The sequence below is a fragment of the Rhizobium sp. NXC14 genome (assembly GCF_002117485.1).
In the GTDB taxonomy this organism is placed as follows: Bacteria; Pseudomonadota; Alphaproteobacteria; order Rhizobiales; family Rhizobiaceae; genus Rhizobium.
This window is the reverse complement of sequence record NZ_CP021030.1, coordinates 254474-270963: the sequence shown is the minus strand read 5'-3', so window position 1 is coordinate 270963 and position 16490 is coordinate 254474. Positions and strand designations below refer to the sequence as shown.

19 protein-coding genes are annotated in these 16490 nt (G+C 61.0%); 8 read left to right on the top strand and 11 right to left on the bottom strand.

Annotation, left to right across the window (positions count from 1 at the left end; translation table 11 throughout):
* Nucleotides 1-8 precede the first annotated feature (8 nt).
* Entirely contained in the window at nt 9-452 is a 444-nt protein-coding gene (locus NXC14_RS01345) for a GNAT family N-acetyltransferase (protein ID WP_085776629.1), read from the top strand.
* Here the strand turns inward: NXC14_RS01345 and NXC14_RS01340 are convergent.
* Entirely contained in the window at nt 442-1059 is a 618-nt protein-coding gene (locus NXC14_RS01340; protein WP_085779928.1) for a hypothetical protein, read from the bottom strand. The genes NXC14_RS01345 and NXC14_RS01340 overlap by 11 nt on opposite strands.
* Nucleotides 1060-1207: 148 nt before the next feature.
* Between NXC14_RS01340 and NXC14_RS01335 the strand changes: the two genes are divergently transcribed.
* Nucleotides 1208-1705, top strand: coding sequence for a ferritin-like domain-containing protein (locus tag NXC14_RS01335; RefSeq protein WP_085776628.1), 498 nt, complete (start codon nt 1208-1210; stop codon nt 1703-1705).
* Nucleotides 1706-1733: 28 nt separating this feature from the next.
* Here the strand turns inward: NXC14_RS01335 and NXC14_RS01330 are convergent, their stop codons facing one another.
* Complete coding sequence (locus NXC14_RS01330; RefSeq protein WP_085776627.1) at nt 1734-2642, bottom strand: LysR family transcriptional regulator; 909 nt, start codon at nt 2640-2642, stop codon at nt 1734-1736.
* A gap of 129 nt (nt 2643-2771) precedes the next feature.
* Here NXC14_RS01330 and NXC14_RS01325 point away from each other — a divergent pair, with 129 nt between their 5' ends.
* Together NXC14_RS01325 and NXC14_RS01320 are read left to right on the top strand one after the other, a co-directional pair.
* A complete protein-coding gene (locus NXC14_RS01325; RefSeq protein WP_085776626.1) occupies nt 2772-3767 on the top strand; it encodes an aldo/keto reductase in 996 nt (331 codons plus the stop codon).
* A 91-nt stretch (nt 3768-3858) separates the two neighbouring features.
* On the top strand, nt 3859-4218 hold the full coding sequence (locus NXC14_RS01320; protein ID WP_011423650.1) for a nuclear transport factor 2 family protein: 360 nt from the start codon (nt 3859-3861) through the stop codon (nt 4216-4218).
* A gap of 51 nt (nt 4219-4269) precedes the next feature.
* Here the strand turns inward: NXC14_RS01320 and pheT are convergent, their stop codons facing one another.
* From pheT to infC, 5 genes are all read right to left on the bottom strand, one after another.
* The gene (gene pheT, locus NXC14_RS01315; protein WP_085776625.1) at nt 4270-6693 is read right to left on the bottom strand and encodes a phenylalanine--tRNA ligase subunit beta; all 2424 of its coding nucleotides are present in this window, start codon (nt 6691-6693) and stop codon (nt 4270-4272) included.
* Between the two features lie 16 nt (nt 6694-6709).
* Nucleotides 6710-7792 (bottom strand): phenylalanine--tRNA ligase subunit alpha, encoded by a 1083-nt coding sequence (pheS, locus tag NXC14_RS01310; RefSeq protein ID WP_085776624.1) that lies wholly within the window; start codon nt 7790-7792, stop codon nt 6710-6712.
* 148 nt (nt 7793-7940) lie between these two features.
* Nucleotides 7941-8345 (bottom strand): 50S ribosomal protein L20, encoded by a 405-nt coding sequence (gene rplT, locus NXC14_RS01305; protein ID WP_064693455.1) that lies wholly within the window; start codon nt 8343-8345, stop codon nt 7941-7943.
* A 39-nt stretch (nt 8346-8384) separates the two neighbouring features.
* Complete coding sequence (rpmI, locus tag NXC14_RS01300) at nt 8385-8588, bottom strand: 50S ribosomal protein L35 (RefSeq protein ID WP_011423646.1); 204 nt, start codon at nt 8586-8588, stop codon at nt 8385-8387.
* 368 nt (nt 8589-8956) lie between these two features.
* Nucleotides 8957-9493, bottom strand: coding sequence for a translation initiation factor IF-3 (infC, locus tag NXC14_RS01295; protein WP_073990355.1), 537 nt, complete (start codon nt 9491-9493; stop codon nt 8957-8959).
* A gap of 179 nt (nt 9494-9672) precedes the next feature.
* On the opposite strand from infC, the gene NXC14_RS01290 reads away from it, so the two are divergent.
* Both NXC14_RS01290 and NXC14_RS01285 read left to right on the top strand, forming a co-directional pair.
* Nucleotides 9673-10497 (top strand): alpha/beta hydrolase, encoded by an 825-nt coding sequence (locus tag NXC14_RS01290; protein ID WP_085776623.1) that lies wholly within the window; start codon nt 9673-9675, stop codon nt 10495-10497.
* A gap of 165 nt (nt 10498-10662) precedes the next feature.
* Nucleotides 10663-11262, top strand: a complete 600-nt coding sequence (locus NXC14_RS01285; protein ID WP_085776622.1) for a transglutaminase-like cysteine peptidase — start codon at nt 10663-10665, stop codon at nt 11260-11262.
* A 266-nt stretch (nt 11263-11528) separates the two neighbouring features.
* Here the strand turns inward: NXC14_RS01285 and mbfA are convergent, their stop codons facing one another.
* Nucleotides 11529-12512 (bottom strand): iron exporter MbfA, encoded by a 984-nt coding sequence (gene mbfA / locus NXC14_RS01280; RefSeq protein ID WP_085776621.1) that lies wholly within the window; start codon nt 12510-12512, stop codon nt 11529-11531.
* A 172-nt stretch (nt 12513-12684) separates the two neighbouring features.
* Between mbfA and NXC14_RS01275 the strand changes: the two genes are divergently transcribed.
* Complete coding sequence (locus NXC14_RS01275; RefSeq protein WP_085779927.1) at nt 12685-13152, top strand: truncated hemoglobin; 468 nt, start codon at nt 12685-12687, stop codon at nt 13150-13152.
* Here NXC14_RS01275 and NXC14_RS01270 read toward each other — a convergent pair whose 3' ends face one another.
* The 3 genes from NXC14_RS01270 to NXC14_RS01260 form a co-directional block, all read right to left on the bottom strand.
* Entirely contained in the window at nt 13153-14046 is an 894-nt protein-coding gene (locus NXC14_RS01270) for an EamA family transporter (RefSeq protein WP_085776620.1), read from the bottom strand.
* Nucleotides 14047-14144: 98 nt separating this feature from the next.
* Complete coding sequence (gene recX, locus NXC14_RS01265) at nt 14145-14696, bottom strand: recombination regulator RecX (protein WP_085779926.1); 552 nt, start codon at nt 14694-14696, stop codon at nt 14145-14147.
* Nucleotides 14697-14705: 9 nt separating this feature from the next.
* Entirely contained in the window at nt 14706-15731 is a 1026-nt protein-coding gene (locus tag NXC14_RS01260; RefSeq protein ID WP_085776619.1) for a histone deacetylase family protein, read from the bottom strand.
* A gap of 134 nt (nt 15732-15865) precedes the next feature.
* Here NXC14_RS01260 and NXC14_RS01255 point away from each other — a divergent pair, with 134 nt between their 5' ends.
* A complete protein-coding gene (locus tag NXC14_RS01255; RefSeq protein ID WP_085776618.1) occupies nt 15866-16477 on the top strand; it encodes an HAD-IA family hydrolase in 612 nt (203 codons plus the stop codon).
* Nucleotides 16478-16490 lie beyond the last annotated feature (13 nt).

Genomic DNA, 16490 nt, shown 5'->3' with positions numbered 1-16490 from the left:
GAAAGCCCATGACCGTAACGATACGCGATGCCAGCCCCGAGGACGAAGCCCGTTGGCGTGAACTCTGGGCGGCCTATCTGGCTTTTTACGAAGTGACGGTCGATGCCGACATCACCGATCACACGTGGCGCCGGGTCTTCGATCCCGCCTCGGCGATCGCGATGCGCGTCGCCGAAGTCGATGGCCGGGTGATGGGATTTGCGCTCTATCTCACCCATGAAGGCACGTGGATCCGCGGTAGAGACTGCTACCTCGAAGACCTGTTCGTCGACTCCGACGCACGGGGAAAAGGCGTCGGGCGGGCGCTGATGGACGATCTCGTCGCGCTCGGCAAGGCCAAGGGCTGGTCGCGGCTTTACTGGCATACGAGCGAAGGAAACAGGGCCGCTCGAGCGCTCTACGACAGCTATGTCGAAAGCGACGGTCATATCCGCTACCGTATCAGTTTCTGAGTGCGGGAAATCCCTCATACCATCCGGAATGGTCGCCTTCCCAGTTCGCCATGCCCTGCTTGGTGAGGATGCCGCGCGGCCTGATATAACTCTGGATCACCCGCTTCGGCCGTTCGTGCCACTGGATGTTGAAGGCCCAGAGCTTGGGGAAAAAACAAAGCGAGGCATAAGGGAGGTGATCGTGGATCCACCAGGCAAGTCGCTGCCAATCTCTTTCGTCGCGGTAATGATCAATCATCCACGGCACGACGATGCAGGCGGTCGCGCCCATGCAGCCATCGAAATCGAGCATGTCCCAGATATGATCCGCTGATGTGGCGGCATTGGTCGAACAGTTGAGATTGTTCTCGTTGCCGAACTTGTTCACCTCAGGCGAACGATAGCCGGAGCGGATGTGCAGGCGTCCGAACGTCGTCTGCAGCGGCTCCAGCAAATCGTCGCAAAGTCTTCTGCCGGCCTCGATCGCAAGGTCGGGATTCTCAGGAATATTGGGAATGCGGTAGAAATCGGCGATTTCGGAATGGAGGAAATCGCGGAAGAAGAAGTTTTGCGACAGCCGTACGCGGCCGAGATCCTCCAGACCTTTCATCGAACCCGGCTTTCGCATGAGCTTTTCTTCCTCCACATCGGCGGCAGGATGATTGCCCGGTGCGGTTTTCCAGTCCACCCGAAATCGGTCGGGAACAAATTGCGCGATCTTTGCTTCTTAGTGTGTCGCCGCGTTCGCGGCCTTTCCCAAAACAAGGATCGAGAAAATGGCCAAGGAAAAGACGTTGGAAGATCTCTTCTACGACACGCTCAAGGACATCTATTTTGCCGAGCGGCAGATATTGCGCGCCCTGCCGAAGATGGCGCGCGCCGCCCAGTCCTCCGAACTGAAGGCCGGTTTCCAGAAGCATCTCGAGGAAACCGAAGCCCAGGTCGAGCGCCTGCAGCAGGTTTTTGAAAAGATCGGCAAGCGCGCCCAGGGCAAGACCTGCGAGGCGATCCAGGGCATTATCGCCGAGGGCGAAGAGATCATGGAAGAATTCAAGGGCACACCGGCGCTGGATGCCGGGCTGATCTCCGCCGCCCAGGCGGTCGAGCACTATGAAATCGCCCGTTACGGCACACTGAAGACCTGGGCCGCAACGATCGGCCTGAAGGATGTCGTCGCGCTGCTCGACCAGACGCTGCAGGAGGAAACGGCCACCGACAAGATCCTTACCAAGCTCGCCACGACGGCGGCAAACCAGAAGGCAAAAGCCGCCTGACGAAACGAGGCAAACCGAGCGGCGGCCCTCACCGGCCGCCCGCATCCCTCTCCACATACCTGAAGAAATCGATAAAGGCGCGCAGCGCCGGCCGCATCTGCCGCCGGCTCGGATAATAGACAAACGGCCCGGGATAGGGCGCACACCAATCCTCCAGCACCCGCACCAGCCTGCCGGCCGACAGTTCAGTATGCACCCGCATATCGAAGAGATAGGCAAGACCGGCGCCGTTCAGCGCCGCAAGAAGGGCCAGCCGGTCCTCGCTGACGACAAGCGGCCCGTCGACCGCGACGATCAGTTCCTGCCCGTGCTTTTCGAATTCCCAACGATAGATGGAGCCGTTGGTGAAGCGTCGCTTGATGCAGCGATGATGGACAAGATCGCGCGGGTGCTGCGGCTTCGGATAGCGTTCGAAATATTCGGGCGAGGCCGCAATCACTGTCGTCAGATTGGGCGAGATTCTGACGGCGATCATATCGGCCTCCAGGCTCTCCTCCAGCCGGATGCCCGCGTCGAAACCCTCCTTGACGATATCGGTGAAGCCGTCCTCATTGGCGATCTCCAGCGTGATATCGGGATAGAGATTGAGGAAATCGCCAAGGCGCGGGGCGAGCAGAATATCGGAGGCGAAGCGCGGCGCTGTGATGCGCAGGTTTCCGGCCGGTTTGCCGCGCGTATCGTTGACCGCCTCCAATGCGATACCGATTTCCTCGAGCGCCGGACGCAACCTTTCGAGAAGCAGCCGGCCTTCCTCCGTTGGCGCGACACTGCGGGTCGTGCGCGCCAGGAGCCTGACGCCGAGACTTTCCTCCAGGCTAGATATGGCGTGGCTGACCGCCGACGGCGCGACGAGCAGTTCCTTGGCCGCGGCTCGGAAACTGCGATGTTCCGAGACGGCGGCGAGAACGGCGAGTTGAGAGAGTTGCCTTCTGTTCATTGATCTAAATTATAGAACAGGTTGTTAGAAACTGCATGCATTTTTTGATTGATACGGCGCCGATATAGTCTGGCCGTACCGCAATGATCTCCCAACCGGTTCGACGTCAGCTCAGAAAAGGAGCGCATCATGAAAACCAGAAAACTCGGAAACGATCTCACGGTCTCTGCCGTCGGCCTCGGCTGCATGGGCATGAGCTTTGCCTATGGCGCCAGCGACGAAGCGGAATCGGTCAAGACGCTGCACCGCGCCGTCGATCTCGGCGTCACCTTCTTCGACACGGCCGAAGTCTATGGTCCCTTCACCAACGAGGTTCTTCTCGGAAGAGCGCTGAAGCCCTTCCGCGAGCGCGTGGTGATCGCCACCAAATTCGGCTTCAAGATCGATACCAGCCAGGCCGGCGCTGCCGCCATCGCCGGTGTCGACAGCCGTCCTGAACATGTGCGTGCGGTTGCCGAAGCCTCACTGAAGCGTTTGGACATCGAGACCATCGATCTCTTCTACCAGCACCGGGTCGACCCCAACGTGCCGATCGAGGAGACGGTCGGTGCCATGGCCCAGCTTGTGAAGGAAGGGAAAGTCCGTGCCCTCGGCCTCTCGGAAGCCGGCAGCGCCACGATCCGCCGCGCGCATGCGGTCCATCCGATCGCTGCGCTTCAGAGCGAATATTCGCTGTGGACGCGCGATCCCGAAGAGGATGTGCTTGCCACCTGCCGCGAACTCGGCATCGGCTTCGTGCCCTACAGCCCGCTCGGACGCGGTTTCCTGACAGGAGCGATCCGCAAGGCCGACGACCTTGCCGACGACGATTTCCGCCGGCAGGTACCGCGTTTCCAAGCGGAGAATTTCGACGCCAATGCCGCGCTTGTCGCAACGCTCGAAAAGCTTGCCGCCGCAAAAGGCGTGACCGCGGCGCAGCTGGCACTGGCCTGGGTGCTGAACCAGGGCGACGACATCGTGCCGATCCCCGGCGCGCGCAAGCTTCACCACCTCGAACAAAACGTCGCCGCTGCCGATATCACGCTCAGCGCGGAGGAGCTCGATCAACTCGGCGAGGCGATCCCAGCGGCACAGGTGGCGGGCAAGCGCTATTCGGATGCCTCGCTTGCCATGACGAATATTTGAGAACGGACAAGCCCGGCCGGTCGCACAGGTCGGGCTTGCCTTCGCGGCCGGCGAAACTATCTAACGCCATCTTGGAGAACGGGATGGAAACATGTCGGACAGACAGGCAGTCGAGCAGACGGTTCACCTCTATGTCGAAGGCATGGCTTTCGCCAATGCGGCAGCCTTGAAGAAGGCTTTCCACCCGAAAAGCTCGATCATCGGCTATTACCAGAATGCCGTCGAATGGCTGACGCGGGACGAATTCATCGCCGCAATCCTGGCCGAGGAGCCGGCCCCTCCCGGCACGCAGCCTTTCATGGACATCCAGAACGTTGATGTCGAGGGTGACGCGGCAAGCGTGAAGGTCACCGACGATTTCGCCGGAATGCGCTTCACCGACTATCTATCGCTGCTGAAGATCGAAGGCCGATGGGTGATCGTCAGCAAACTCTATCATTTGCACACATGAAAAGACCGGCCGCTCGCGCGACCGGTCCAATCTATCTTCTGCAGATGAAGCTCAGCTTCTGAGGACGCCGCCGGTGAATTTCGTGACGCTGGCCACGATCTTCTGCGTCAGCGCCTCGAAATCCTCGTCCGTCAGCGTGCGATCGACCGGCTGGATCTGGACCTCGATCGCTACCGACTTCTTGCCCTCGCCGACCGATGCGCCCTCGAAGATGTCGAAGACGGTGACGCCGGTGACGAGCTTACGGTCGGCGCCGGTCGCAGCCTTGACGATCGCGCCCGATTCCACCGTCTTGTCGACGACGAAGGCGAAGTCGCGCTTGACGGCCTGGAAAGGCGACAGATCGAGCGCCGGCTTGGTGCGGGTCGCCTTCTTTTTCGGCTCCGCCATGGCATCGAGATAGACTTCGAAGCCGCAGAGAGCGCCGGAGACATCGAGGGCTTCCAGCGTCAGCGGATGGAATTCACCGAAATAGCCGAGCACGATCTTCGGCCCCATCTTGATCGTGCCGGAGCGGCCGGGATGGTACCATTCGGGGCCGCCCTGCTCGATCTGGATATTGCCCATCGGCAGGCCGCAGGCTTCGATGACGGCGAGCGCATCGGCCTTGGCGTCGAAGACGTCGACCGGCTTGCCACCGCCCTTGGCTGTATTGGACCACATGCGGCCGGCGCCGGCGAGCGATGCCGTGCCGCGGCGGATGCCGCCGGCGACGCGGCGCTGGCCTTCCGGCCGGTCGTTTTCATAGGTGCCGGAGACTTCGAAGATGGCGACGTCGGCGTAACCCTTATCGGCATTGCGCTGAGCCGCCGTCAGCAGACCCGGCAGCAAAGACGGGCGCATGTCCGACATTTCAGCGGCGATCGGATTGGCAAGCTTGAGGGCCAGCGAACCGCCGCCGAACAGCTTTGCCTGATCCTCTGGAATGAAGGACCAGGTCACGGCCTCCAGCATTCCGCGTGCGGCGAGCGCCCGCTTCGCCGTGCGGGTGCGGATCTGCAGCGTCGTCAGGATCTTGCCGTTGACGGCGGCATGGCTTTCGAGGGGCGCCGGCTTGATATTGTCGACGCCGTGGATGCGCATGACCTCCTCGACGAGATCGGCCTTGCCGTCCACATCCGGGCGCCAGGAGGGAACGGCGACGGAGACGCGCTCGCCGGAGCCGGAGACCACAAAACCGAGACGCGCCAGGATCGTGTTGCTTTCCTCATTCGAGACTTCGAGGCCCGTCAGGCGCTTGACCTCCGAATAGGGAAAATCGACAACCTTCGGTTCGTAGCCGCGATAACCGACAATCTCGGCCCTGGCAGCGGTGCCGCCGCAGAGTTCCAGCACCAGTTCGGTCGTGCGTTCGAGACCGGGAACCATATATTCCGGATCGACGCCGCGTTCGAATCGGTAGCGTGCGTCGGTGATGATGCCGAGGCTGCGGCCCGACTTGGCAATGTTCATCGGGTCCCAGAGAGCGGATTCGATCAGCACGTCGACGGTGTTGTCGTCGCAGCCGGAATGTTCGCCGCCCATGATGCCGCCGATCGATTCGATGCCGTCCTCGTCTGATATGACGACGTTGTTCGGGCCGAGCTTGTATTCGCGCTGGTCGAGCGCCAGTACGGTCTCACCTTCCCTCGCGCGGCGGACAGTTAGATTGCCCTTGATCTTGGCGGCATCGAAGACATGGATCGGCCGGCCCTGATCGAAAGTCATGTAATTGGTGACGTCAACCAGCGCATTGATCGGGCGCAGGCCGATGGCTGTGAGCCGCTGCTGCATCCAGCGCGGGCTCGGGCCGTTCTTGACGCCGCGCACAAGTCGTAACGCGAAACCGGGGCAGAGCCTGGGATCATCGAGATCGAGGGTCAGCTTGACCGGCGTCTCGCCTTCGACGGCAAAGGACGGCGCGGGGCGCATCTTCAGCCTGCCGAGACCAGAGGCGGCAAGATCGCGGGCAATGCCGTGGATGGAGGTGCAATCCGGCCGGTTCGGCGTCAGGTTGATCTCGATGACCGGATCGTCGAGATTGATATAGGCGGCGTAACTCTGGCCGACCGGCGCATCCTCGGGCAGTTCGATGATGCCGTCATGACTGTCGGAGATCTGCAGCTCCTTTTCGGAGCACATCATGCCGCGGCTTTCGACGCCGCGAATATTGCCGACGGCAAGCGTGACGTCGATGCCGGGAACGTAGGTGCCGGGTGCGGCGAAGGCACCGACAAGGCCGGCGCGCGCATTCGGGGCGCCGCAGACGACCTGTACCGGCGCGCCGGTTCCGGTATCGACCATCAGCACCTTCAGGCGATCGGCCTGGGGATGTTTTTCCGCCGAGAGGACCTTGGCGATAACGAAGGGCTTGAACGCCGCTTTGTCGTCCACATCTTCAACTTCCAACCCGATCTCGGTGAGGCGGGCGCAGATTTCATCCAGCGTGGCATCCGTTTCGAGATGTTCTTTCAGCCAGGAGAGCGTGAATTTCATCGTCCCAGATCTCCGTTCAAGCGCTCAGACCGCCGAACAGTGTCGGCATGTCGAGCGGGCGGAAGCCGTAATGCGTCATCCAGCGGACGTCGGCATTGAAGAAGTCGCGCAGGTCGGGCATGCCGTATTTCAGCATGGCGATGCGATCGAGACCCATGCCCCAGGCAAAACCCAGATATTCGTCCGGATCTAGCCCGCCATAGCGCAGCACGTTCGGGTGGACCATGCCGCAGCCGAGAATCTCCATCCAATCGGTGCCTTCGCCGAACTTGACGATCGGGCCGGAGCGGTCGCACTGGATATCGACCTCGAAGGAGGGCTCGGTGAAGGGGAAGAAGGACGGGCGGAAACGCATCGTCACGCTTTCGACCTCGAAGAAGGTCTTGCAGAATTCTTCCAGCACCCAGCGGATGTTGGCGACATTGGCCTTCTTGTCGATGACGAGGCCTTCGACCTGATGGAACATCGGCGAATGCGTGGCATCCGAGTCCTGGCGATAGGTCTTGCCGGGAATGATGATGCGGATCGGCGGCTGCTGCGCTTCCATGGTGCGCACCTGCACCGGCGAGGTATGGGTGCGCAGCACCTTGCGCTCGCCGTTCTCATCCGGATTGAAGAAGAAGGTGTCGTGCATCTCGCGGGCCGGATGGCCTTCGGGAAAATTCAGCGCGGTGAAATTGTAGTAGTCGGTCTCGATATCGGGACCTTCGGCGATCGAGAAACCCATATCGGCGAAGATCGCGGTGATCTCGTCGACGATCTGGCTGATTGGATGGATGCGGCCGCGCTCGGCGGGCGAGGAGCGCACCGGAAGGCTGACATCGACCGTCTCGGCCTTAAGACGGGCATTGACCGCCGCCATCTTCAGCACCGATTTGCGCTCGGCAATGGCGTCCGTCACCTCGTTCTTCAAGGCGTTGATCGCCGCGCCGCGGGTCTGGCGTTCCTCCGGCGTCATGGCGCCGAGCGTCTTCAAGAGCTCGGAGACAGAGCCCTTTTTGCCGAGGGCGGACACGCGCACGGCCTCGAGCGCGGGCTCATCACCGGCGGCGGAAATTTCGGCAAGCAAGGAAGATTTAAGCTGGTCGATATCTGACATCGTCTTCTTTCCGTCCAGATCAGGCGGCGTTCGAGAGGCGGGCTGGAGAGGCCGGCGCAAGGAGTATAGAGAAAGAAAAACCCGCGCCAGCCCAAACCAGCGCGGGTTTCCCAAAATTCAAAAAAGCGTCAAGCTTGGGAAGCGCTGGTTACCGAACCGCGCCTTCAAACTCGTTCGCCGTGCCGGTTTCCTTGAGATACTCAAGAGCCTTCTTGGCGGCAGCAACCAGGGCGCCGAATGCTTCCGGCTCATGGATCGCCATGTCGGAGAGAACCTTGCGGTCGACTTCGATGCCTGCCTTGTTCAAGCCGTCGATGAAGCGGCCATAGGTCAGGCCGAATTCGCGGACGGCAGCGTTGATGCGCTGGATCCAGAGTGCGCGGAAATTGCGCTTGTTGACCTTGCGGTCGCGGTAGGCGTACTGCTTGGCGCGATCGACGGCGGCCTTGGCGGTACGGATGGTGTTCTTGCGGCGGCCGTAGAAGCCCTTCGCCTGCTTCAGAACCTTCTTATGCTTGGCGTGGGCTGCGACGCCTCTCTTTACACGTGCCATTTCATGATCTCCTTAATCTAACGCGTTACCGGAATAGTCTCAGAGACCGTTCGGCAGATAGTTCTTCACGACCTTGCGGCCATCGGGTTCTGCGAGAACCATCGTGCCGCGTGCATCGCGAATGAACTTGTTCGTGCGCTTGATCATGCCATGGCGCTTGCCGGCGGCAGCCGCCTTGACCTTGCCGGATGCGGTGATCTTGAACCGCTTCTTGGCAGCGGACTTCGTCTTCATCTTGGGCATTTTGCTACTCCTTCTGTCCTCCCTGCGCGCTTCATCAAAAAGCCCTCCTCGCGAAGTCCGGTTCTCCGGCCGTCGCAACAAGGTGCGGGAGCGTTTGTTGTTGATCTGCGGCATCGGCGACGAACCGTTCCGCAAGCATTCGAAACTGCCACGGCATGCCCTGCCGGTCAGTTCGGACGCGCGCTTATAACCGCAGCGTCACGAAAGTGCAACGGGGCCGCGGAGGAATCTTCGGCTATGCATGTCGCGCGGAAGTGTGCGGCGGTTCCGGGATAACGACATGCATAAAACAAAGGGGCCGAAGATAGGGTGGCCGAACGCACAAAAGCCGCCCTTGCGGACGGCCTTGGGCAAAAAGTGACTGGCGCTTACTTCGGCGCCAGCACCATCATCATCTGGCGGCCTTCGAGCTTGGGCTCGGCTTCCACCTTGGCGATCTCGGTCGTATCCGCCTTGACCTGCTGCAGAAGCTTCATGCCGAGTTCCTGGTGAGCCATTTCGCGGCCGCGGAATTTCAGCGTCACCTTGACCTTGTCGCCCTCGTCGAAGAAGCGGCCCATCGCCTTCATCTTCACCTCATAATCATGGGTGTCGATGTTCGGGCGCATCTTGATTTCTTTGACTTCGACGATCTTCTGCTTCTTGCGCGCCTCGGCAGCCTTCTTCTGGTTGGCATATTTCAGCTTGCCCAGATCGAGGATCTTACACACCGGCGGTTCGGCATTTGGGGAAATTTCGACAAGATCGAGGCCGGCTTCTTCCGCCATTCTCAAGGCCTGGTCGGTGGGCACGACACCCATATTCTGTCCGTCAGCCGCGATCAGCTGAACTTTGGGAATGCGGATTTCACGATTCGAGCGCGGTCCGTCCTTCACGGGCGCATCGGTCTTAAAAGGTCTGCGAATGGTCGTATTCTCCTCGCGTTGTTTCGGAACGTTGCAGCCGCGCGCTCCCGATCATCAGGGGCGCAAACCTATCTCGTTATCGCTGCAACGGAGTCAATACCACCCTATAGCGGAAAAATCACCCGCTGTCAGCCTGCCAAGAATCTGTTTTATAGGCCAAAACAACAGGAGTTTCGCCGATGTCCGATCCGATGGCCAATACCCAACCCCAGTTCATGACGGTCGGTGAAGGCGAGGCGGCGCGTGAAATCGCCATGCTCGTCCGCCCCGCCCAAGCCGGCAATACCGTCCCGTCTCTCGTTTGGCTATCCGGCTACCGTTCGGACATGAGCGGCACCAAAGCCCTGGAGCTCGACGGGCTGGCGGGCGAACTCGGGGCCGCCTGCATCCGCTTCGACTATTCAGGCCACGGTCTTTCCGGCGGCAGCTTCCGCGACGGCACGATCTCGCGCTGGCTGGAGGAAGCGCTTGCCGTCATCCGTCATCTTGCGCCAGACAGGATCATTCTCGTCGGTTCTTCGATGGGAGCCTGGATCGCGCTCCGGCTGGCGCAGGAACTCGCCCGACAGGGTGGTCCGAAGCTCGCCGGTATGGTGCTGATCGCGCCGGCGCCCGATTTCACGTCGGAACTGATCGAGCCGAACCTTAAGGCCAAGGAGCGCAAGTCGCTGGCGGAGCGCGGCTATTTCGAAGAGCGCTCGCAATACAGCCCCGAACCGAACATCTATACGCAGGCACTGATCGAGGACGGGCGCAAGAACCGGGTGCTCGACGGCATGATCGAGACGGGCTGCCCGGTGCATATCCTTCAGGGCATGAAAGATCCCGATGTGCCGCATGCGCACGCAATGAAGCTTCTGGAGCACCTTCCCGCCGACGACGTGGTGCTGACCTTCATCCGCGACGGCGACCACCGTCTTTCCCGCCCGGGCGATATCGCCCTTCTCCTTAGCGCCGTCAAAGGCATCATTCGTTCATCAACAAATATGCAGATGCCCATTTGAACAGCACCGACCGAGAAATTCCCCTAACGCAAGCCGCCAACCCGTTGCATTTTAACCATGTTGGCGCGTCGCAACGCTCTCCCAAGAAGTAACGATTGACTCTTCTCCGCCCTCTCCATTAACAATTTGTTAATAATTTAAGGGGCGATCGAGGAAAGGGCGGGCGTGCGATTCAAGGGTATCTTTGTGGCCATGACGGCCGTGTTTGCGATGGCGACTGCCGCCATCCCAGCTCCAAGCAGAAATGCTTCCATGGTAACAGGCAACGCCACCTCTCAGCCGATCGGCCATTATGATTTCTGTCAGACCCACAGCAGTGAGTGCGGCGCGAACCGCAATGCGGGTCCGGTCGAGATGACGCCTGCGAAGTGGTCGCTCGTCCGCTCGGTCAACGCTACGGTCAACAGCACGATCAAACCGATGACCGACAAGGAAATCTACGGCAAGGACGAGGTCTGGGCCTATCCGACGACCGCGGGCGACTGCGAGGATTTCGCGCTCTTGAAGCGGCGCATGCTGATCCAGCGCGGCTTTTCGGCCGCCGACCTTCTGATGACCGTCGTGCGCAAGCCTGACGGTGAAGGCCATGCCGTCCTGACGCTGCGCGCAGCCGACGGCGACTTCGTGCTCGACAATCTCGCAGCCGACGTGAAGCCCTGGTTTGTGACGCCCTACACCTTCGTCAAGCGCCAGTCGAGCTACAATGCCGGCCGTTGGGTCACCATCGAGAACGGCCGCGACCTTCTGGTCGGCGCTCTTCGTTAAGAATTTTCGAAGGGGATGCGGGGGAAAGGGCCGGCGAAAGCCGGCCTTTTGCTTTTTGGAGATTGGAGAAGCGTCGTCGTTAGCTTTCGCAGTCCTCGTCCTTCGAGGTCCGTGCTGTGCACCTCATTGAGGGCTGATCGTCCTGCGTGCCGCCGGAGATGAGGTGTTGATATGCCGCACCGTCTCCCGGCCCTTCGCTTTGGCTCAGGGCGTTCGTCGCTGCAATCGATTCACTGGATCGATTGCTCGGCTTCGCCGACCGCTCCTCACCCATTCCCGATCAGGATGCCGGCGGCGAGAACCAGGCCGCCGCCGAGCACGACCTGGAAGGCGGCGCGCAGGAAGGGGGTTTCCATGTAGCGGTTCTGGATGAAGGCGATTGCCCAAAGTTCGAAGAAGACGATGATGGCGGCGGTGATCGTTGCCGTCCAGAAATGTGGGATCAGATAGGGCAGCGCATGGCCGAGGCCGCCGAGCGCCGTCATGATGCCGCAGGCAAGGCCACGCTTGACCGGCGAGCCCCGGCCGGAGATTTTCCCGTCGTCATGGGCGGCTTCGGTGAAGCCCATCGAGATGCCGGCGCCGACGGAGGCGGAAAGACCGACCAGGAAGGTCTGCCATGTATCCTTGGTGGCAAAGGCAGCGGCAAAGATCGGCGCCAGCGTCGAGACCGAGCCGTCCATCAAGCCGGCAAGGCCCGGCTGCACATAGGTCAGCACGAATTGCCGGTGCGCCGTCTCGTCCTCGTCGCGCCTGATATCCTCGGGCGTATGTTTGTCGCCAAGCATGCGGGCGATGTCTTCGTGCCCCTGTTCGGCGAGTGCGAGGTCGCCGAGCAGCTCACGCGTCGAGGCGTCGGTGGTGCGCTTTGCCGCCTCGACATAAAATCGATAGGCCTGCTCCTCCATCGCCTCGGTCTCCTGCCGCATCGCATCGAGCGACAGGTTGGCTCGCAGCCAGTCCGGCTTGCGTTCGTAAAAGCCCTGCACATGCTCGCGCCGAATCAGCGGGATGCGCTCGCCGAAACGTTGACGATGGATTTCGAACAGCGATTTTCGGTGCGTATCCTCGACCTCGGCCATATCTTCAAAGACCTTGGCCGAAGCCGGAAATTCAGGGCGCAGCTTGTCGGCATAGGCGAGATAGATGCGGGCGTCATCTTCCTCGGAGGCAATCGCAAGGGCGAGAATCTCCTGCTCGGAGAGCGAATCAAAGGATCGTTTCGGCGACCTGAAAAAACGCGCCAGCATAAACTTCTCCAAAAAATTTAGAATAATTCTAAACCTAGGCAAGGAAGCGATGGTGGTCAAGTGGCCGAGGCGGACCGGCTGACAGATTGCCGCAATCCGCACAAGCGGCTTTGGTTCGCTGAGGTAAAGACCTATATGAGAGACGCCGCATCATGCGGCGCCGGGGTTTATGATGAACAATGACATTCAGGGCCGCCCTGCCCATGTCGCGGCGATCCGCGAAAAGGCAGAGGCCGAGATGCAGACGATAGGGGTCGACGAGGCCTTTATCGGCAGGCTGGTCGAAACGTTTTACGCGCGCGTGCTGGAGCATCCCGATCTCGGCCCGGTATTCGATGCGCGGCTTTCCGGCCGCTGGTCGGAGCATATAGAGAAGATGAAGAGCTTCTGGTCGGCCGTTGCCTTCCGCAGCGGCGCCTATGGCGGCAAGCCGGTGCAGGCGCATACCGGCGTTCAGAACCTGACGCCCGATCTTTTTCCGAAGTGGCTGTCGCTGTTCGCCGCAACGCTTGACGATATCGCCCCCTCGTCGGAAGCCAAGGTCTGGTTCATGGCGACCGCCGAGCGGATTGCCAAAAGCCTGACGCTGTCGCTGTTCTACAATCCCGCTCTCGACGATCCGGCGAAAAAGGCGGGCTGATCACTGCCGAGCGGAAAAGGTCGCGCCGGCACTTGCGGCGACTACCAAGGCAGTTCCGGCCATCTGCAGCAGCGTCATCGGCTGGGCCAGAATGAGGAAACCGGCGAGTGCCGCGATGGCCGGCTCGAGGCTCATGAGAATGCCGAAAGATGCCGTCGGCATGCGCCGCAAGGCGATCAGTTCCAGCGTGTAGGGAAGCAGCGGCACAAGAACGGCAAGGCCGACCATTTCAACAAGGCCGTAAGCATCGAGCTTCGGGATGGCGCCGGCGATGCCGAAGGGTGTCGCGACAAGAGCTGCGGCCATCAGCGATATGGAAAGCCCCTCCAGCCCCTTGAAGCTCGCGCCGATTTTTTTTGTCAGGACGATATAGATCGCCCATCCGGTTCCGGCGCCGAGTGCAAAAAGAATGCCCTCAATATTGCCGACCCAGCCTTCACCGTCATGAGCAAGCGCCAGAACGCCAAATGCTGCAATGAGAGGCCAGAGGAGACGCCGGCTGAGGCCATAGCCGATGGTCGCAACGGAAAGCGGGCCGAGAAAATCGATCGCTACGGCAAGACCGAGGGGAATGCGCTCGATCGCCGCGAAGAAGCTCATGGTCATCAGCGCTGTCGCCGCGCCGAGGACCAGAGCGCTCGTCCATTGCGCCCTTGTGTAGCTGAAGACGCGCGGCCGCACGACAAGGGCGAGAATGATGGCCGCAAAAGCCAGGCGCAGCCAAGAGGCGCCGGCCGGCCCATAGGTTGAGATGGCTGAGGATGAGAGTGCGGCGCCGAACTGGATCGACGACATGGATAGGAGGCACATTAGCCCGCCAGTCGCCACCCCGCCAAATGCTGTTGACGCCTCTGCGGTCAGCGTGCCCGCGCCGGCATTTGCTCTTTCTTCCATACCCGCCCCCTCGCCGATTGTGCGCTGTTCTTACGAAGACGGTCTGCGAGCGACAAATTCAAACTTCTGATCCGGCCAGTAAAAGGCCTTATGCAAGATCAGAGACGGCAGGCCAGGATGACCTCTTCGGCATCCTCCAAACTCATGTCGAACACCTTCCTGCCGATATCGAAGCTGAAGCCGTTGCGGGCGAAGGCCGAAAGCTCTTTGGCCTTTCGCTTTTCGTCAAGCTCGACGCGGCGGAAGGGGCCGAAGGCGCGTTTGCGGGCAAATATCGCAGCAGCATAGAGATCGTCAGCCTCCTCAAGGGCGGCCTCTACCTTATCACCAGCGACGCCCTTGGCCGCAAGTTTCCGGGCGATGGCGCGCTTCGATTTGCCGCCGCGCAGCTGGGAACGCGTGCTGATCTCGGCATAGGCGCCATCATCGAGCGCCTTGTTGTCATAGGCGAACCTGACGGCGAAATCGGCAAGGGCCTTGAGTTGCGCCGCACCGATATCCTCGAACTTCTCTTTCGCCTTGCGGGTGATCGCGTCAAACAGCTGCTTTTCGGTCATCATCCGCCGCTCCAAGCGATAGATGGCGGAGTTGCGGGCCCAGCTCAGCATGCGAGGCGTCGGAATGTCGGATGGAACGATCTCGTCGGTCATATCAAGCAATCAGGCTTCCAGGCCCTTGAGGACATTGGCGACGTTGAGGCCAATTTCCGGCACGCCGTAACCGCCCTCCATGCAAGTGACGACGGGCAGGCCGGCGGCGGAGATCACCTCTCCCATGCGAATGAAGTCTTCCGACTTCAGCTGGAAAAAGGAGATCGGGTCGCGCTCGAAGGTATCGACGCCGAGCGCCACAACGATCGCCTCGGTGCCGAAAGCCTTGATGCGGGCGAGCGCATCGGCAAGGGCCGAAGACCAGACCTGCCAGGGCGTGTGCGGCGGCATCGGATAGTTGCGGTTGCTGCCCGTACCCTGCCCTTCTCCTTCCTCGTCGGCATGGCCGAGGAAATAGGGAAAGGCAAACATCGGATCGCCATGCAGCGAGGCGGTGAAGACATCACCTCTGTGATAGAAGAGGTCCTGCGTGCCATTGCCGTGATGGAAATCGACATCGAGCACGGCGACCTTCTTCGCGCCGTGATCTATGAGCCGCTGGGCCGCGACGCCCGCATTGTTGATGAAACAATAGCCGCCGAAAAGGTCGATGCCGGCATGATGGCCGGGCGGCCGGCAAAGCGCAAAGGCGAACCGGTTGCCGGCATTCAGCCAATCCGCTCCTGTGATGGCGCAACGCATGGAGGCGATCGCCGCTTCATAAGAGCCCTTGGTGATGGAGGTGTCGGCGGCATTGGCATAATGGCCGATCGCGCCGACGATATTGTCGGGCACGCGATGGCTGGTGCGGCGGACCGGGAAGGAATTGGCGATCGCTTCGCCTTCGAAACCAGCCGCCACCCAGCGATCCCAGACGGTAGCGAGAAAATCGAGATAGGCGGGGTCATGCACCTTTCGGGCCGCTTCCAGCCCATGCGCGTCCGGCGCTGCGACATCGGCAAAACCCGCTTCCTTGACCGCCGCCAGGATCCACTCGGCCCGAAACGGCGCCTCGAAGGGCGTCACCAGCTGGCCGGCATAGAGCTCGGTCCTGGCGTCACGCAGCTTATGGTCTTCGGAATAGATGACGCGCATTTCGGATCCGTCCTTGATTGGAATTCCAGATTTACATGGGTCGGCCGCGACAAAAAAGCCGGCGCGGCGCCCTTGATCGCCAAAGTGAATGACTTCACCCTTCGCGATGTTTTGAGTCCGAAGGAAGCTGCCGCATGAAAGTGCTGATGGTCGATGTCGACGGCGTGCTCATCCATGGCCGCCCGGCCGACGGGCTGCCCCACTTCACCTATCTCGAGCGCGATCTCGGCCTGCGACCCGATCTGCTGCAGCAGGAGTTTTTCCAGGTTCACTGGGGCGCCATCATCATCGGCCGCGAAGCACTGGAGCCAACGCTCGCCGGCGTGCTCGCAAAGATCGCGCCCCATCTCAGCGCCGCGGCGCTGATCGACTACTGGTTCGAAAACGATTCCCGGCTCGACCGCAATCTGCTGGCGGATCTCGCCGCTCTCAGGCGAAGCGGTATCACTCTCTTCCTGGCGACCAACCAGGAGCACAGGCGGGCGCATTATCTGATGGAACAGCTGGGCCTTTGCGCCCACTTCGACGACATCATCTATTCGGCAGCACTCGGACACAGCAAGCCTTCGCCCGACTTCTTCCGAATGGCGACCGAACGTGCCGGGGTCATGGCCGCGGAGATCGCCTTCATCGATGATATCGCGGCGAATGTCGAAACGGCGCGGCAGTTTGGCTGGAACGCGGCGCAATGGACGGCGGGGACGACATTGGCCGGGGCGCTTCCCATGTTTGCAAGGTGGGCATGAGCGGCACTGGTGC

Excerpts from the sequence above, each read along its gene's own strand:
- NXC14_RS01290 (WP_085776623.1), top strand. The coding sequence starts at position 9,673 with ATGTCCGATCCGATGGCCAATACCCAACCCCAGTTCATGACGGTCGGT.
- rpmI (WP_011423646.1), bottom strand. The coding sequence starts at position 8,588 with ATGCCCAAGATGAAGACGAAGTCCGCTGCCAAGAAGCGGTTCAAGATC.
- NXC14_RS01335 (WP_085776628.1), top strand. The coding sequence starts at position 1,208 with ATGGCCAAGGAAAAGACGTTGGAAGATCTCTTCTACGACACGCTCAAG.
- NXC14_RS01325 (WP_085776626.1), top strand. The coding sequence starts at position 2,772 with ATGAAAACCAGAAAACTCGGAAACGATCTCACGGTCTCTGCCGTCGGC.
- NXC14_RS01320 (WP_011423650.1), top strand. The coding sequence starts at position 3,859 with ATGTCGGACAGACAGGCAGTCGAGCAGACGGTTCACCTCTATGTCGAA.
- NXC14_RS01345 (WP_085776629.1), top strand. The coding sequence starts at position 9 with ATGACCGTAACGATACGCGATGCCAGCCCCGAGGACGAAGCCCGTTGG.
- recX (WP_085779926.1), bottom strand. The coding sequence starts at position 14,696 with ATGACCGACGAGATCGTTCCATCCGACATTCCGACGCCTCGCATGCTG.
- NXC14_RS01330 (WP_085776627.1), bottom strand. The coding sequence starts at position 2,642 with ATGAACAGAAGGCAACTCTCTCAACTCGCCGTTCTCGCCGCCGTCTCG.
- NXC14_RS01340 (WP_085779928.1), bottom strand. The coding sequence starts at position 1,059 with ATGCGAAAGCCGGGTTCGATGAAAGGTCTGGAGGATCTCGGCCGCGTA.
- rplT (WP_064693455.1), bottom strand. The coding sequence starts at position 8,345 with ATGGCACGTGTAAAGAGAGGCGTCGCAGCCCACGCCAAGCATAAGAAG.
- NXC14_RS01255 (WP_085776618.1), top strand. The coding sequence starts at position 15,866 with ATGAAAGTGCTGATGGTCGATGTCGACGGCGTGCTCATCCATGGCCGC.
- pheS (WP_085776624.1), bottom strand. The coding sequence starts at position 7,792 with ATGTCAGATATCGACCAGCTTAAATCTTCCTTGCTTGCCGAAATTTCC.
- NXC14_RS01260 (WP_085776619.1), bottom strand. The coding sequence starts at position 15,731 with ATGCGCGTCATCTATTCCGAAGACCATAAGCTGCGTGACGCCAGGACC.
- NXC14_RS01270 (WP_085776620.1), bottom strand. The coding sequence starts at position 14,046 with ATGGAAGAAAGAGCAAATGCCGGCGCGGGCACGCTGACCGCAGAGGCG.
- mbfA (WP_085776621.1), bottom strand. The coding sequence starts at position 12,512 with ATGCTGGCGCGTTTTTTCAGGTCGCCGAAACGATCCTTTGATTCGCTC.
- NXC14_RS01275 (WP_085779927.1), top strand. The coding sequence starts at position 12,685 with ATGAACAATGACATTCAGGGCCGCCCTGCCCATGTCGCGGCGATCCGC.
- pheT (WP_085776625.1), bottom strand. The coding sequence starts at position 6,693 with ATGAAATTCACGCTCTCCTGGCTGAAAGAACATCTCGAAACGGATGCC.